The organism is Schleiferilactobacillus harbinensis DSM 16991 (assembly GCF_000425885.1).
Classification (GTDB): domain Bacteria; phylum Bacillota; class Bacilli; order Lactobacillales; family Lactobacillaceae; genus Schleiferilactobacillus; species Schleiferilactobacillus harbinensis.
The window spans coordinates 21,237-36,449 of record NZ_AUEH01000032.1 but is presented as its reverse complement, the minus strand read 5'-3'; the positions used below and the strand labels follow the sequence as shown (position 1 = coordinate 36,449).

Below are 15,213 nucleotides of genomic sequence, written 5' to 3'. Positions count from 1 at the left end.
GAGGTACACGATAGTACAGTGGCTGCACCGTTGCTCGGTACTATTCCATTGAAGAGCGTCAATGTCCTGGCGGACAAAGCGTACGGGACGCAGGCGCTACGAGACTTCATCACGTCTCAGGAGGGATACTACACAATCCCACCCAAAAGCAATGCAGTGAACCCCTGGCCGTGCGACTTCTATCTTTACAAGGAGCGACATCTAATCGAAGGCTTCTTCAACCAGATGAAGGAGTTCAGGCGTATAGCCACACGCTATGATAAGCTCGCGCATGTCTTTCTGGGCGCGGTTTACGTTGCAGCAATATGGGTATGGCTTAAGTAATTTTCAGACACACCCTAGAAGAATTCGCAGATAATGTGGAGAAACGCGGCGGCCATGTTTATTTTGCTAAAAAAGATACCGACGCGGTCAATTACATCACCAATTTAGCCAAAGAAAAGCATGTACAGCGGGTCGTGAAATCCAAGTCCATGGTGACCACCGAGATCGATCTGGACAAGCAATTATTAAAGCTGCCCGGGATGAAGCTGATGGAGACCGACCTGGCGGAATTTATTCTGCAATCGGATAACTGGGATGAACCGACCCACATCGTTTTCCCAACGCTGCATAAGAACCGGGACCAGATTCGCGGCGTGTTTGAAAAATTGGGTTACACCGGCGACAACGATCCCACTCGCATGGCCCGGTTTGCCCGGGAATACCTCCGCGGTTATTTTCTCCAAGCGGACATGGGCATCACCGGCTGCAACTTTGCCATTGCCGATTCTGGACTGATCAATTTAGTGACCAATGAAGGCAACGCCGATCTGACCATGGCGATTCCCAAGACGCAAGTCGTCGTCATGGGCATGGAGCGGCTGGTGCCGAGTCTGAAGGAAGCCGAAGTCCTGGACAATATGCTCAGCCGCAGCGCGGTGGGCCAGAAGCTGACCAGTTATTGTTCCTTCAGCGGCGAGCAGGTCGCGGGCGAAAGCGACGGACCCGAAGATCTGCACGTCGTGATTTTGGACAACGGCCGGTCCAACGCGCTGGGCACCCCCTTTGAATCCGTTTTGCAGTGCATTCGCTGCGGCGCCTGTTTGAATGTCTGCCCGATTTATCGCCACATCGGCGGCCACGGTTACGGCTCGATCTATCCGGGGCCGATCGGCGCGGTATTATCCCCGGTTTTGGACGGGTATGAGAAATTCGGCGACCTGCCCTTTGCCTCCAGCTTGTGCGGGGCCTGTACCGAGACGTGCCCGGTGAAGATTCCGCTGCACCGGTTGCTGATCAAGCACCGGGAAGTGATGATGGACAAACTGAAGACCGACAAGGCCTTTAACAAAGCGATCATGAAGGGCATCGGGATGGGCACGGCCCATTCCGACCTGTTCCAGATGGCGCTGCAATTCGATCATTCCGCCACGCTGCCGTTTGTCTCAAAGAAACCGACCACTGTGGACAATCTGTATAATCACCAAGGCCACATCACCCATGCACCGTCCATGGCCAAGGGCTGGACCGACGTGCGGGATGCCCCGCGGCCGCCGAAGCATACGGAGAATTTCCGCCGCTGGTTCAAGGACCATGAGGCGCAGAAAGGGGCGAGTAACGATGACCAGTGATAATCGCGAGGAGTTTTTGAACTTTATTGCCGCCAAGGCTGAGCGGCCGCGGCATCAATTGACGGATCATCCGTTTGTGCCGCTGAATGATTTACCGGAAACTACCTTGGCAGATAAAACCCCGGCGGAGTTATTTGCCCTGGCCAAGGAAAACAGCGAAGCAGAACACGTGACATTCAAAACGGCGGCCACGGCGGATCTGCCGAGCGTGCTGGACCAGATGATCACGGATAAGACCGCCCAGTCGCTGCTGCTGCCCACGGATGAGCGGATCGCCGCCTATGGGTTAACAGATTGGGCGGCGCAGGTCGCGCCGCGGCCGACTTACTGGGATCCGGCGGGCAGCCGAACGGAGAACATTCAGCGGGCCCAAGATGCTGACTTGGCCATCGGCTGTGTGGAGTTTCTCTGCGCTGAATCCGGCACGATCACCGTGGCAACCACGCCGGGGCAGGGCCGCAGCTTTCACTTTCTGCCCAAGCACTACGTCGCGCTGGTGCCCCAAAGCCGGATCGTCCCGCGTTCTCGGCAAGCCATGGACTGGTATGACACGGAATTGAAGGCGGGCCGGCTGCACACGTCGAATATCAACTTCATCACCGGACCATCGAATTCGGGGGACATTGAAATGGTCCTGGTCGTTGGGGTCCATGGGCCGATTGATATGACGTATGTGGTGCTGACGGATAAATAGCGGCATGCAGATTGCAATTCCCACATTGACCTCTTATACTCAGTGTAACTTGATACGAGAGGATCGATGAATATGGCTGAACCGACAACCGAAACCACTGAAAAGACAACGCAATGTGCTGATGGGGCGTGCGTGCTGCCCCAACAGGCGCCAACCCCGTGGTGCCAAGTACTGATGCCGAATCTGGTCTTGGCTCAGGCGGCCACGGGGAAGACGGTGTACTACGTGGATACGCTGAACACTTTGAGCGATCCCGTGTTGAAGGCATTCCGAGACGCGTACGAGATTTCCTTTGTGCCGACTTTACTGGCCTTCCGGGCTGGTCAGGTCGGCGCCAAGTACGACGGCGACCGCAGTATTGCGGATGTTCAATTGTTCTTACAGAATAATTAGTGTAAGTAAACTAGCATGAGGACACGGTGCTGAGCCGTGTCTTTTGTTTTACTCTTAATGGTCTTTTGTTAAGTAAATATTAAGAACATTCGTTATTATTTATTTAGTAACAATTAGTAAGTAAACTGATATGTAAGAGCCTGAGTGCTCTGGCGAAATGACCGTATGCCATGCGGACAGCCTTGTCCGATGGGGAGCGTGGTGAGAAACCAAGGAGGTTTTGACCATGGCGACAATTGCAACGGTTTTTAAAGACTATGGGTTCCACAATGATCAGCTGACGCTGCTGGCCGGCCCGTGTGCTATTGAATCCTATGACACCTGCGCCCAAGTAGCGGAGATTCTCGGGTCCCTGGCGGATGAACTGCATATCAATTATGTCTTCAAGTCGTCCTTCGATAAGGCCAACCGCAGTTCCGGCGAGGCCGATCGCGGCGCTGGGCTGGAAGCGGGCCTGAAGGTGCTGCGCCGGATCAAAGAAACTTACCATGTCCCGATCGTCACCGATGTTCATGAATCTTACCAATGCGCGCCGGTGGCGGAAGTCGCTGACGTGCTCCAAATTCCGGCCTTCCTGAGCCGGCAAACCGATCTGCTGGTGGCGGCCGCCAAGACCGGCCGGGTGGTCAACGTGAAGAAGGGCCAGTTCATGGCGCCAGAGGATATGGGGTCCGTGGTCGACAAGCTGGACCCCTATACGGAAAAAATCCTGTTGACTGAACGCGGTGTTTCCTTCGGTTATCACCGTTTGGTGGTGGACATGCCTGGACTGATCACGATGCGTCAATTTGAGTATCCGGTGATTTTCGATGCCACCCACTCCGTCCAGCTGCCCGGCGGGTACGGCGACCATTCCGGCGGTCAGCGGGACTTTGCTTTTCCACTGATGCGCGCCGCCCTGACCGTGGGCGTTGATGGAATCTTTGCCGAAGTGCACCCCGATCCGCCCAGTGCCATTTCAGATGCGGACAATCAGCTTTATCTGGCCAAGGCGGCGCCGATTTTCCGCGAGGCCAATACACTGTTCCATGAGTATCAAGCGGCTCAGAAGGGGCGGGTGCAAGATGGCTTATTATGAGATCGCCCAGAAAGTATTTGCCCAGGAAAGTGATGCCCTCACCGGCGTCGCGGCTCGTCTGGATGATCATTTTGATCAGCTGATCGAAATGATTCGCAAAACCGGCGGCCGCTTGATCTTTATCGGTATTGGCAAATCGGAAATCATCGCCCAGAAAATCGCGGCTTCGCTATCGTCCATCGGCCAGCCGAGTTTCGTCATCGATGCAGCCAATGCCTACCATGGTGATCTGGGCCGAGTGGCCAGTGACGACTTGGTGTTCTTCGTGTCCAACAGCGGCGAGACCCAGGAAGTGATTCGTACGTTCTTCGCCTTGCAAGCGATCCATGGCGAAGCACTGACCACGGTCTCCCTCACTGGGGCGCCCCAATCCACGTTGGCCACGAATACGACTCTGGCCATTGATGTCGGTGTGGATGAAGAGGTTGACGTCACCGGGCTGGCGCCCACCGCCTCCACGACCGCCACCCTGGTCTTCGGGGATGCTTTGCTGGTGGTGCTGGAAAAGGTCCGGCAGTTTGACAAGGAAAACTTTGCCCAATTTCATCCCGGCGGCAATATCGGCCGGATGCTGCTGCAGCGAGTGAAGCACGTGATGCATACGCGACTGCCCTACGTAACGGAGGATACACCGATTAATGAAGTGATTTATCGGATCAGCGACTTCGGGTTGGGCATTACAATGGTGCGCAACGGTCAGACCCATGCCATTACTGGGATCGTCACCGACGGGGATATTCGGAAGAAGTTTCTGGATGTCCCCCAGGTCAAGCGGTCCCAGGCGTCGGATTATATGACCCGCGGGTTTATCAGTATCAATCAGGAAGAGCGGAACCAGGCGGCCTGGCAGAAGATGGCGGCGTATAGTATTTCGAATTTGATCGTGGAGGATAACGACCACCAGGTGGTGGGGGTGGTGACAATCCATGATGTGCTTGAATAAGTGAGAAAAGCCCCGCTTGATCAATTGCTGATCAAGCGGGGCTTGTGCGTGCGAGTCGTTACCAAGTGAAGCGTATCGTGCGAATTTCGTAAGGATGCAACGTGAGCGTCACTTGACCGGCCGCCAGCAATTCGGTGGCATCGGTGACGTGTTCATCCAGCGCAGCAGCTTGGGCGGTCTTGGCCGCAAAGCGCGGGGTCAAGCTGAGGCGGTTGTCGGTGCCGGAGTAGTCGTGAACGCGGACGATCAGGGCGCTGCCGTCTTCGCTGATCTTCACCGCATCCAGCGCGGCGGGGTAATCACCGGTGATCGTAAAGAGCGGCGTTAACGTCTCCGCGGTCCGATCGGCGGTGCAGCGCAGCGGTTCATTCAATTCGGCTGCAGCCTGGGGTACTTGGCCGGTGAGAAAATCGCCGGTGTGGGGCAGCAAGGCGTAGGTGAAGGTTTGGATGCCCTCATCTGCCGTGGTGTCCGGGTAGTTGCCGGATTTCAACAGGGATAATGAAATTTGACTGCCTTTGATCCGGTGGCCATACTTGCTGTCGTTGAGCAGGGCGACGCCGTAATCCCGCTGAGCCAGGTCCACCCATTCGTGGGCGACGGTTTCGAATTTGGCCTGATCCCAGGAGGTGTTGTCGTCTGTCGCCCGGGTGACGTTGCCGTATTGGATATCATAGCGGGCACTGGCCGCGAGGATCGGCGTATTGAAGGCGACCCGCAGCAGCCGCTGACGCTCGTGCCAATCCACTGTGGTACGGAAATCGATTCGCGGGTTGTGGGCGTACAACCGAATGACTTGGGTCATGGTCGACTGACCGAAGGCATAATGGCTGGTAATATCGGTATACAACGGGGTATTGGCGGTCACCGCGACTTGATCAGCCTGGAGTACGCTGACTTTGTCTGGATAATCCGCGTCAATGTTCCAGTTGTCATATTGCAAGGGACGATCCTCATACAGGGTGAGGATGTTGCCGCCGGCATCGGCCAGCACATCCCGCTGGGTCCGCTTATCCCACAATTTGGTCAATGCACCGGTGGCAGCGTAAGTCAGATCATAGAAAGGAGTGTGCACGGTCCGGCCGTCAATCACCGCCATGGCGGGCGCCGCGGCAGGCTGCGCTGCTGGCAGGCTGATCGTGCTCAATGCGGGTACGGTCACCTCTTGACCACCGATGAGCTGAGTCGTCGACCAGGGCAGACTGTTGCGCACTAACGACTGGCCCGCCGCCACGGTGGTTACTTGCACATCTAAATCCCGGTGCAGTTGGGCAATGGTCGCGAATAACTGGCTGAATTCTTTTTCAGCATCGGCATAGACTTCGTGAATGGCGGAACCAGGCAGAATATCGTGGAATTGGTTGCGCAGCAGCGTTGTCCAAAGGGTATGCAGTGTTTCTTGGGGATAGGGGAGGCCTTGTTCCACATGGGCCGCCGCATAGCGCATTTCCAAATCCCGCAGGGCATATTCCGCCCGCCGGTTATGGGCTTTGATGCGGGCCTGAGAGGTATAGGTGCCCCGGTGGAATTCCAGGTAGAGCTCGCCCCGCCAGACCGCCACCGGTTCGGCAGCGTGGTGCAGCCGATCCTGGAGGCCGCTGAAGAAATCGGCCACCCGGCCATTATGGATCGTCGGCATCCCAGGCAATTCGTTCAGGATGCGAATATTTTGAATCTGTTCCCGCGTCGGCCCGCCGCCGCCATCGCCGTAACCGTAGGCCAACAGCAGATGGTCATTGACCGGTTTGTCCGCGTAAACATGGTAGGTGCCGATGACGGTGTGCGGTGTCACATCGCCGTTATAGGTATACTGCCATTGCGCCGGATCCTCGTAGTTGGTCCAGGGTTCGATGGTCGTGATGAAATGGGTCAGCACCCGGCTGCCGTCGATTCCTTGCCAATAGAAGGTATCATGGGGGACCCGGTTGGTGTCATTCCAGCTGATCTTGGTGGTCATGAAATTATCGACGCCAAAACCGTGCATGATCTGGGGCAAGGCGGCGGAGTAACCAAAGGTATCCGGCAGCCACAGCACGTGGGCATCCGCATCGAAGTGCTGTTTGAAGTAAGCACTGCCGTAAAGAAATTGCCGCGTCAGTGATTCCCCGCTGGGCATGTTCACGTCCGGCTCCAGCCACGTACCGCCGTCCACTTCCCAGCGGCCTTCAGCTATGCGTTGCGCCACCCGCTGATATAGATCAGGATAATCGTCAGCGAGAAAGGCGAAGTCTTGCGGCGTACTCATGAAGAAGCGATAGTCAGGGTATTCATCCATTAACGCCAAGACCGTGCTGAACGACCGGGCAATTTTCTCCCGGGTATGGCGCAGCCGCCACAGCCAGGCGACATCAATGTGGGTCTGGCCCACAGCGGTGATTTGGTAGCCTTTTTTCTCATGGGGATGCGCAGCAATGAAGGCGTGGATGTCCGCGAGTACCTGGTCGCACACCGGCCCGATCGTCGCGGGGGTCAGGCTGGCCCAATCGAAGCGGCGCAGGCTCTGCTTGACCAGTGTCTGGTAGCTGTAGCGCAGCGGCTCATCGGGCCCGAGTTCCGCCACGGTGCCGACAATGTTCCATAAATAGGCATAACAGTCGACCACAGATTGATTGATGATCCCGGCACTCAAGTCATCTAAGGTATAATGCTGGATCTGCCGCGGTCCGCCGCCTTCCAAACCAGTCCACAACTTAATGGCAATCGACAGTGTTTGGCCGCTGTAACGGGTGCCAAAGTGGACTTCTTCGTGGTTGCTGTCGACGGCTTGATAGGGTGCGCCATTCACGAATAGCAATCCTTCAAAGCCGGAATTATTCCCGCCGCCGGTGCGGCCTAAGACCGCGTGGAGGACGTAATGGGCGTCTTCGGCCAGCATCGGCACAGTGAGTGAAAAGCGCAGCCAGAAATAATCATCCCGGCCCTGCCACGCCGTGCCTAAACTCACCGGCCGCCACTGGACCGCCGTGGGGATCGTGCGGGTATCCGCCCGTTCGTCCCGGCCCATGGTGATCCCAGTCACGGGAGTAAAATTGTTATAGAAATATGCATGCAAGTAACCCAACTGCTGGGCTGCTTTCTTCTGGAAATGGTCAGCCATACCATCCCTGCTTTCTTTCTTTGATGCTTCTTATTGTACCTGTTTTCCCACTAAAAGAACGGCTTCATAGGGGCGTAAAGTGAATAATTCGCCAGCAATCTGCAAGCCGTCCGGGTAGTTGTGGGCTAAGAGGCGGGTATTTCGCAGATCGGCCGCCCGGCGGGACTGGGGCGTCCCGGACCAGTTCGCCCAAACACTGAGAACAGCGGTTTGATTGCGGCGCTGATAGTGCATCACGGTGGTGTCGTCAGGGGCCAGCATATGGAAGTCGCCATCCGTGAAGACTGGATACGCCGGCCGGGCCGCGATGAGCTGCTGGTAGAGGGCAAAAATGCTCTGGGGATCAGCCAGCGCGTCCTTGACGGTGACTGGATCGTCAAGCCCGGGCTGCAACCATGGCGTGCCAGTGGTAAAGCCGTAATTGGGCGTATGGTTCCAGTGCATCGGGGTGCGGGCGTTGTCCCGGGACTTCTGCTGGAGAATCGCCAGCGCAGTGGCCGTGTCGACGCCTTCCTGGCGCATGGCGGCATAGGCGTTGCGGCTTTCCCGATCGTCATATTGATCAATATTTGTGAAATAGGCATTGCGCATGCCGATTTCTTCCCCTTGGTAGATATAAGGCGTACCCTGCAGCCCAAATTGTACGATAGCCAGCAATTTCTGGGATTCAATCCGGTAGCGATCATCATTCAGAAACCGGGAAATTGCTCGGGGCTGGTCGTGATTGGTCCAAAATAGGGCGTTCCAGCCGTGTTCCCGGGCAATGCCCACCTGCCATTTGGTCAGCACCGCCTTTAAGGCCGGCAGCGAAAATTGACCCAGCGTCCACTTGCGGCCATCCGTGTAGTCAATTTTCAGATGCTCAAAGGAAAAGGCCATGGCCAGTTCGTGGTTGGCGGGATTGGTGAACTCTCCGGTTTCGGCCACGCCGGCTGAGGCCAGTTCGCCCACGGTGATCATGTGGTTGGGGGCAAATATTTTTTGATTCATCAGTTGCAAGTAGTGATGAACGTGGGGCCCGTTGATGTAGTAAGCCCGGCCATCGTCCTGAGGTGTGGCTCGGCTGACGTTGCCAAAGGGTATGCGTTTGGAGATCATATTGATCACGTCCAAGCGAAAACCGTCGATCCCTTGTTCTGCCCACCAGGCCATCATCGCTAAGATCTTTTTCCGCAAGACGGGATTATCCCAATTCAAATCCGGCATGTGCTGCTCGAAGATGTGCAGATAATACTGTTGGCGCTGGTCATCCCACTCCCAGGTACTGCCGCTGAAACGGGACAGCCAATTGGTCGGGACCTGCCCCGCCGCGGCGTCTGCCCAGAAGTAGAAATCGGCATACGGGTTCGTTTTGTCCTGCCGGCTGGCCTTGAACCAGGGGTGTTCCGTGGACGTGTGGTTCAGCACTAGATCCATCATGATTCGAATATGGTAGCGATGGGCGACGGCCAGCATTTCTTTGAAGTCGGTCAAAGTCCCGTAACGCGGGTCTATTGTTTGGTAGTCGCTGATGTCGTAGCCATTATCGTAGCCCGGTGATGGATACATCGGCGTCAGCCAAATGAGTTGGATACCCAATTCGTGCAAATAAGGCAGCCGTCGAATGATCCCGGGAATGTCCCCAAAGCCGTCCCCGTTGCTGTCTTGAAAACTGCGGGGATAAATCTGATACGCCGTCGCCGTGTGCCACCAAGCCACAAGTAATCACCTTTCTTATCTTAAAAAAGGCCCCAAAATCGGCCGTGCCGGTTTTGGGGCCACTCATTCATATCCTGCTCAGCTGCGGAACGTATCCAGCCAGCTGCGCTTCTGCTTCGGTTCGTCATCCTGTTCAATGCCGCTGCGGTTGTCAATGCTCGGCAGGGCACGGATATCGACCAAGTCTGCGTCGATTCGCTTTACCAGAATAAAGTGGGCGACTAAACCTTCAGTGGCCTTCAAGAAAGCCATCGTGGTGTCGTCCATGTGATCAATGACCAGCAGCGGAATGACATCGCTGATGGCGGCCTGCTGCGGTTGGGTGGCGGCGTCTGGATCGTCTTGATAAGGCACGTCGTCGGCATCGACTTGACCATCATCGCTGACTGGCGGGGCCTGGGTGGTGGTGCTGTTCAAACTTGGATTCAGCACCTCATCAGGAATTTGGGTGGCCACGGCATTGAGCCGGTAAATAATGGTCGGCAATAAGTCGGTGTTGTGGACCACAACGGTGGGATAGTAAATACCGGTATCATCTTCATCCTGCATGATGAAGTCAATGACCTGGCCGCTATCCGGCACCTGCACGTGGTGGTTGGTGGGATTCAAATTAAAAATACGGGCAATACTGCCGATGGAATTCGTAATGATCGTGCGGAAGGCGTCATCGGAGAACGGTTCGGGATGACCCTCAGAAACGGCCGCCAAGCGGTCGTCGTGCAAACGGAATAAGTTTTCAACTTCCATAAAAAGCAAGCCTCCTTGATTAACTCAGTCACTAACTTCAGTATACGCTATTGAACCGCTTCACTGGCCTAAATTTCGGTAAAGCGGACGAAAATCAGCCTTCGGGCGGACTTGTCAGGCGGACAGCCTGAATCGTTACTGGATAAGTCCCGCTGGGGGCTTGCACGGTGACGGTGTCGCCCACGGTATGGCCGAGGAGGGCAGCGCCCAAGGGCGAGGCCTGGGAAATCTTTTGGGCATCTAAATCCGCTTCGGGTTTGCCCACGATGGCGTAGGTGTCAGTATCGTCGTCATCGTCGAAGCGCAAGTCAACGGTCTTGCCGATTTCCACGATGGCGTTGGCCTGGGGGTGCACGATGTCCGCATAGCGGCGCTGTTTGCCTAAATAGCGCAGGCGGGATTCCAGATGACGCAGGTCCCGTTTGGCGGCGGAATATTCCGCATTTTCGGACAGATCGCCCAGCGCCCGGGCGGCCTGCAGCGCCTTGATCAGCCCAGGCCGTTGTTTTTTCAACGCCTCGATGTCCGCCCCTAGCTGATCGAAGCCCTGTTGGGTCATTTTTTCGTAATAAACCATCTTGTTTTCTCCCTTGCAAGAAATCACTACATCGAGTGTAATACAATGGAGAGTGTTTAGAAACGAGAGGAGTAGACATGATGGCATACACGATTGGCGTTGATCTGGGCGGCACGAATATCAAGATTGGCCTATTCGCTGACCGCCAGCGCCTGATCGATCAGCATTGGACGCCAACACCGGCCAAAGCCCCGCCGGCACAGACGCTGCAGGCAATTACAGCGGGTATTCAGGCCATGCTGGCCCAGCATCCGGGAGACCTGACCGCCATTGGGTTGGGCATCCCGGGGTTAGTTGATGCCCAGCGGGGGATTTCTATGTTTTCACCGAATTTCCCGCTGTGGCAGGACGTGCCGGTCGGTGCTGTTTTACATAAAGAGTTTGGTGTGCCCGTGCGGATAGACAATGATGTCCGGGTGAACACCATCGGCGAGTGGCGGTTGGGCGCGGGCCAGGGTGAGAGCAATCTGGTGATGCTGACGATCGGCACCGGCTTGGGCGCCGGCGTCGTGGTGGACGGCCATCTGCTGCGCGGCGCGACCAATTCAGCGGGCGAGATCGGCCACATGAATATGTTCCGCCACGGCCGGCCATGCAATTGCGGCAGTGCGGGGTGTTTGAGCCGGTACGTGTCCGCGGTGGGCATTGTGCAGACCTATCGAGAGAAACGGGCCGCTCTGGATTTACCGGCGGTGGCCGCTGCGACCCCGAAGACCATTCAAGTTGCGGCGGAAGCCGGGGAGGCCGCCGCCATTGCCACCTATCAAGCGGCCGGGACCCTGCTGGGCTTTGGTCTGACCAATATCGTCAATATGTATAATCCGGCGGTGATCATCATTGGCGGCGGGGTGGCCGGGGCCGGCGACTGGCTGCTGCGGCCGGCCCGCCAAGTGGTGGCCGATCACGCTTTGGCCATTCCCGGCCGGGCCTGCCGCATCGTCACCGCCCAGTTGGGCAACACCGCCGGTATGTGCGGTGCGGCCCAGTTAGTGAGAAAGGAAAGTGTACCACAATGAAATTAGCGATGTTAGAAAATGAACCAGTCGTTATTACGGGCACTCCAGAGGACTTATCCGCGGCGCCCATTCAGAATGCCGATTCGGTGATGGCCGCTTGGGCGTTGGGCGCTGAACGGCTGTCCTTGGGCAAGGCCCAGACGATTCAACCGGATCAGCTCATTTGTCCGCTGCCCGAAAGCCGTCAAGTCTTCGCCGTGGGCATGAATTACGCGGCCCACACGAAGGAATTGCATGTGGCCGCGCCCAAAGCCCCCAGTGTATTCACTAAGTTTCCATCCTCTTTGACCGGGCCCACGGTGACCGTCCCCCATCACGGAACCAAAACGGATTGGGAAACGGAACTCGTCGTGGTGATCGGCCAGGGCGGCCGGGACATCAGTCAGGGAGACGCGCTAAACCACGTGGCCGGCTACATGGTGGGCCAAGATCTGTCCGATCGGGCAGTCCAATTCATCAATGACCCGCCGCAGTTTTCACTGGCCAAGTCCTTTGCTGGTTACGGTCCCATCGGCCCGTGGCTGACCACGCCGGATGAGGTGCGGGATTTGGCCCGCCAGACCGTGACTACGACGGTGAATGGCCAAGCGATGCAGCGGTCCCTGCTCAGCGACTTGATTTTCTCCCCCGCAGACTTGGTTGCCTATTTATCCAGTATCGTAGAATTGATGCCCGGCGACCTGATCTTCACCGGCACCCCTAGCGGCACGGGGGTGGGCCGCGATCCGCAGATCTTCCTCCAGGCCGGCGACCAGCTGGTCAGTCAGATCACCGGATTGGGCACGCTGCATATCACCATTGCTTAATAGAAAGTAGGAATTTCCCTATGGCATATCGCTTTTTACTGTTTGACATCGACGATACCCTATTAGACTTCAAGGCGGGCGAAATGAAGAGCCTGCGCGAGATGTTTGCTGAGCTTCAGCTGCCCCGCGATCCGCGGCTGGAACCGACCTATTTGCGCATCAATCAGTCCCTTTGGGAGGCTTACGAACGCGGCGACATTACCCGGGAGGATATCTTCCGCCAGCGCTTTGTGAAGACGTTCAAGCACCTGCAGATCAACGCGGACGGCTTGCTGGCGGAACGGGTCTACCACGCGAAGCTCGATCAGCAGGCGGTGGTCATCCCCCGGGTGACCGAAACCCTGGCGGCGTTGCAGGACTATGAATTATATATTGTCTCCAACGGGATCGAGCCGGTTCAACTGGATCGGCTCCGCAAGAGCGGCTTGGCCCATTATTTCCGGGATGTATTCGTGTCCGATTCCGTGGGCGTACAGAAGCCGACCAAAGCGTTCTTTACCTACACCGCGCAGCATATTCCCGGGTTCCATCATCGGGAAGCGCTGATCATTGGCGATTCCCTGACGTCTGATATTCAAGGCGGCATGAATGCACATATCGACACGGTTTGGTACAATCCTCATTTCCAGCCGAATCGTTCTGCTGTGCGGCCGACTTATCAGTTGAATGAGATCAGCGATTTGACGGCACTGTTGTTGGCCAATCAGGACTAGCCGGATGCTTGACCGATTCTGTATAGTGGGAATTGGGGGTGGCTGCACAAAGGGCTCAGACAAAATTCTCTCTGGTACGCCGTGCCAAGCGCTGCGCAACCTCCGGTGGAATTGGGCTGGAACGTGGTGACGGCGCTTTGAGCCCGCAAAGACCGCGGTCTCAAAGTCGCCTAACCACATCGGCGGCAAGCCGCCGTGTGGTTACACCACTGAGCCCATTCCACCTCCGGTTGCTCCGCACTTGGCACTAGATACGTTGATAATTCAAGCATTTTCTCGCCTACTAGCCTACTAAGAATTGGGAGGGGCTTATGGACATTATTTCAACCTTAGTCAGCCGGCGCCAACAGCTGATCAGTGCGTTAGGGCAGCATTTGAGTATTTCCTTGATTGCGCTCGTTATCGCGATCCTCATTGCCATGCCTTTGGCGTTTTGGGCCGCGCGGCACAGTAAGGCGGCTGGGGTGTTGCTGCAAATTGCGGGGATTCTCCAAACGATCCCGTCATTGGCGCTGCTGGGCCTGCTGATTCCGTTGGTGGGCATTGGCACGACGCCGGCGGTAATTGCGTTAGTAATTTATGCGCTGCTGCCTATTTTTCAAAACACCTATTTAGGCATCACCGGCATTGATCCGGCGTTGGAAGAGGCGGCGGATGCCTTTGGCATGAGCCGCTGGCGCAAGTTGCGCAAAGTTGAATTGCCCATTGCGGCGCCCACGATCATTGGCGGCATTCGTACCGCCTTGGTCTTGATTATCGGGACAGCCACGCTGGCCGCCTTGATTGGGGCTGGCGGGTTGGGCTCATTCATCCTATTGGGCATTGACCGGAACAATACGGCGTTGATCGTTATCGGCGCGGTCTTTTCCGCCCTGTTGGCGATTATTCTATCCGCGCTGATTTCTTGGCTGGCCAAGCGCCGCTGGCAGTGGACCGCCGGCCTGCTGGCTGTTCTGGTTCTGGGCGTGGGCACTACCCAGGTGCTGGCCCGGGTCAATCAGCCGGAGACGGTGACCATTGCCGGGAAGCTGGGCAGCGAACCGGATGTCCTGATCAACATGTACAAACAGCTGATCGAACAGGATGAGCCTAATATTCATGTGCAGCTGAAATCTAATTTTGGTAAGACGACATTTCTTTTCAACGCCTTGAAGAGCGGCAGTGTGGACATCTACCCGGAATTCACCGGGACGGTGCTGGAAACACTGGTCAAACAGCGTACCGCGACCACCGGCCATTTGTCAGCTGCACAGACCTATACCACTGCCAAAAAGGACTTGGCCCAGCAGTTCCAGATGACTTATCTGCGGCCGATGCGGTACCAGAATACATACGGTGTGGCGGTGAAGAAAACCTTCGCCGCGCAGCATCAGCTGACCACGATCAGTGATCTGCGCCAGATCAGCGGTCAGCTGTCCGGGGGCTTCACGCTGGAATTCATTGATCGGCCCGACGGCTATCAGGGCCTGAAGAAAGTCTACGGGCTGCATTTTCCGACCCATTCCTTTGAGCCGGCCCTGCGCTATACCGCCATCAACAACAATAAGGTCAATGTCGTGGATGTCTATTCGACTGACAGCGAGATCGTGCAGTACAAATTGCAGACGCTGACCGACGACAAGCATCTTTTCCCGCCATATCAGGGGGCGCCGCTGATGCGGACAAAATTTGCCCAGGATCATCCAGGAATTGTCCGCAGTTTGAATAAGCTGGCCGGCAAAATCACTGATGAGCAGATGCAGCAGATGAACTATGCTGTGAATGTGCGCAATGAATCGCCGGCTAAGGTGGCCCGGCAGTATTTGCAGCAGCACGGCTTGCTGAAAGGGAGTGATTGA

Annotated in this window: 13 protein-coding genes and 1 pseudogene; 10 read left to right on the top strand and 4 right to left on the bottom strand. The window is 56.4% G+C overall.

Annotated elements, in window-relative coordinates:
- The 6 genes and pseudogenes from H627_RS0110345 to H627_RS0110320 all read left to right on the top strand — a co-directional run.
- On the top strand, positions 1-324 hold a 324-nt coding region (locus H627_RS0110345; RefSeq protein ID WP_027828901.1), incomplete at its 5' end, for an IS5/IS1182 family transposase.
- 14 nt (positions 325-338) lie between these two features.
- Positions 339-1,613 (top strand): annotated as a pseudogene (locus H627_RS17930) (LutB/LldF family L-lactate oxidation iron-sulfur protein); the annotation flags it as partial.
- Complete coding sequence (locus H627_RS0110335) at positions 1,603-2,307, top strand: LutC/YkgG family protein (protein ID WP_027828900.1); 705 nt, start codon at positions 1,603-1,605, stop codon at positions 2,305-2,307. The pseudogene H627_RS17930 and the gene H627_RS0110335, both read left to right, overlap by 11 nt.
- A gap of 72 nt (positions 2,308-2,379) precedes the next feature.
- Positions 2,380-2,700, top strand: a complete 321-nt coding sequence (locus tag H627_RS17925; RefSeq protein WP_035440661.1) for a YbbN family protein — start codon at positions 2,380-2,382, stop codon at positions 2,698-2,700.
- Between the two features lie 226 nt (positions 2,701-2,926).
- Positions 2,927-3,778, top strand: coding sequence for a 3-deoxy-8-phosphooctulonate synthase (gene kdsA, locus H627_RS0110325; protein WP_027828899.1), 852 nt, complete (start codon positions 2,927-2,929; stop codon positions 3,776-3,778).
- A complete protein-coding gene (locus H627_RS0110320; protein WP_027828898.1) occupies positions 3,765-4,721 on the top strand; it encodes a KpsF/GutQ family sugar-phosphate isomerase in 957 nt (318 codons plus the stop codon). The genes kdsA and H627_RS0110320 overlap by 14 nt, the downstream gene beginning before the upstream one ends.
- Before the next feature lie 58 nt (positions 4,722-4,779).
- On the opposite strand, the gene H627_RS17920 is transcribed toward H627_RS0110320, so the two are convergent.
- The 4 genes from H627_RS17920 to greA form a co-directional block, all read right to left on the bottom strand.
- Positions 4,780-7,818 carry an alpha-mannosidase gene (locus H627_RS17920; RefSeq protein ID WP_051225348.1) on the bottom strand — a complete coding sequence of 1,013 codons (3,039 nt, stop codon included), beginning with the start codon at positions 7,816-7,818 and terminating at the stop codon, positions 4,780-4,782.
- Positions 7,819-7,848: 30 nt separating this feature from the next.
- Positions 7,849-9,516, bottom strand: coding sequence for an alpha,alpha-phosphotrehalase (locus tag H627_RS0110310; RefSeq protein WP_027828897.1), 1,668 nt, complete (start codon positions 9,514-9,516; stop codon positions 7,849-7,851).
- 78 nt (positions 9,517-9,594) lie between these two features.
- Positions 9,595-10,263, bottom strand: coding sequence for a hypothetical protein (locus H627_RS0110305; RefSeq protein ID WP_027828896.1), 669 nt, complete (start codon positions 10,261-10,263; stop codon positions 9,595-9,597).
- A 94-nt stretch (positions 10,264-10,357) separates the two neighbouring features.
- The gene (gene greA / locus H627_RS0110300; RefSeq protein ID WP_027828895.1) at positions 10,358-10,840 is read right to left on the bottom strand and encodes a transcription elongation factor GreA; all 483 of its coding nucleotides are present in this window, start codon (positions 10,838-10,840) and stop codon (positions 10,358-10,360) included.
- 77 nt (positions 10,841-10,917) lie between these two features.
- On the opposite strand from greA, the gene H627_RS0110295 reads away from it, so the two are divergent.
- From H627_RS0110295 to H627_RS0110280, 4 genes are all read left to right on the top strand, one after another.
- Positions 10,918-11,856: an ROK family protein gene (locus H627_RS0110295; RefSeq protein ID WP_027828894.1), complete on the top strand. Its 939-nt coding sequence runs from the start codon at positions 10,918-10,920 to the stop codon at positions 11,854-11,856.
- The gene (locus H627_RS0110290) at positions 11,853-12,662 is read left to right on the top strand and encodes a fumarylacetoacetate hydrolase family protein (RefSeq protein ID WP_027828893.1); all 810 of its coding nucleotides are present in this window, start codon (positions 11,853-11,855) and stop codon (positions 12,660-12,662) included. The genes H627_RS0110295 and H627_RS0110290 overlap by 4 nt, the downstream gene beginning before the upstream one ends.
- A gap of 20 nt (positions 12,663-12,682) precedes the next feature.
- Positions 12,683-13,375 carry a YjjG family noncanonical pyrimidine nucleotidase gene (locus tag H627_RS0110285; protein WP_035440659.1) on the top strand — a complete coding sequence of 231 codons (693 nt, stop codon included), beginning with the start codon at positions 12,683-12,685 and terminating at the stop codon, positions 13,373-13,375.
- 311 nt (positions 13,376-13,686) lie between these two features.
- Positions 13,687-15,213 (top strand): ABC transporter permease/substrate-binding protein, encoded by a 1,527-nt coding sequence (locus tag H627_RS0110280; protein ID WP_027828891.1) that lies wholly within the window; start codon positions 13,687-13,689, stop codon positions 15,211-15,213.

What these genes read in the sequence shown, in the direction of transcription:
- H627_RS0110305 (WP_027828896.1), bottom strand. Translation starts at nt 10,263, where the DNA reads ATGGAAGTTGAAAACTTATTCCGTTTGCACGACGACCGCTTGGCGGCC.
- H627_RS17925 (WP_035440661.1), top strand. Translation starts at nt 2,380, where the DNA reads ATGGCTGAACCGACAACCGAAACCACTGAAAAGACAACGCAATGTGCT.
- kdsA (WP_027828899.1), top strand. Translation starts at nt 2,927, where the DNA reads ATGGCGACAATTGCAACGGTTTTTAAAGACTATGGGTTCCACAATGAT.
- H627_RS0110280 (WP_027828891.1), top strand. Translation starts at nt 13,687, where the DNA reads ATGGACATTATTTCAACCTTAGTCAGCCGGCGCCAACAGCTGATCAGT.
- H627_RS0110285 (WP_035440659.1), top strand. Translation starts at nt 12,683, where the DNA reads ATGGCATATCGCTTTTTACTGTTTGACATCGACGATACCCTATTAGAC.
- H627_RS0110335 (WP_027828900.1), top strand. Translation starts at nt 1,603, where the DNA reads ATGACCAGTGATAATCGCGAGGAGTTTTTGAACTTTATTGCCGCCAAG.
- greA (WP_027828895.1), bottom strand. Translation starts at nt 10,840, where the DNA reads ATGGTTTATTACGAAAAAATGACCCAACAGGGCTTCGATCAGCTAGGG.
- H627_RS0110295 (WP_027828894.1), top strand. Translation starts at nt 10,918, where the DNA reads ATGATGGCATACACGATTGGCGTTGATCTGGGCGGCACGAATATCAAG.
- H627_RS0110290 (WP_027828893.1), top strand. Translation starts at nt 11,853, where the DNA reads ATGAAATTAGCGATGTTAGAAAATGAACCAGTCGTTATTACGGGCACT.
- H627_RS0110320 (WP_027828898.1), top strand. Translation starts at nt 3,765, where the DNA reads ATGGCTTATTATGAGATCGCCCAGAAAGTATTTGCCCAGGAAAGTGAT.
- H627_RS17920 (WP_051225348.1), bottom strand. Translation starts at nt 7,818, where the DNA reads ATGGCTGACCATTTCCAGAAGAAAGCAGCCCAGCAGTTGGGTTACTTG.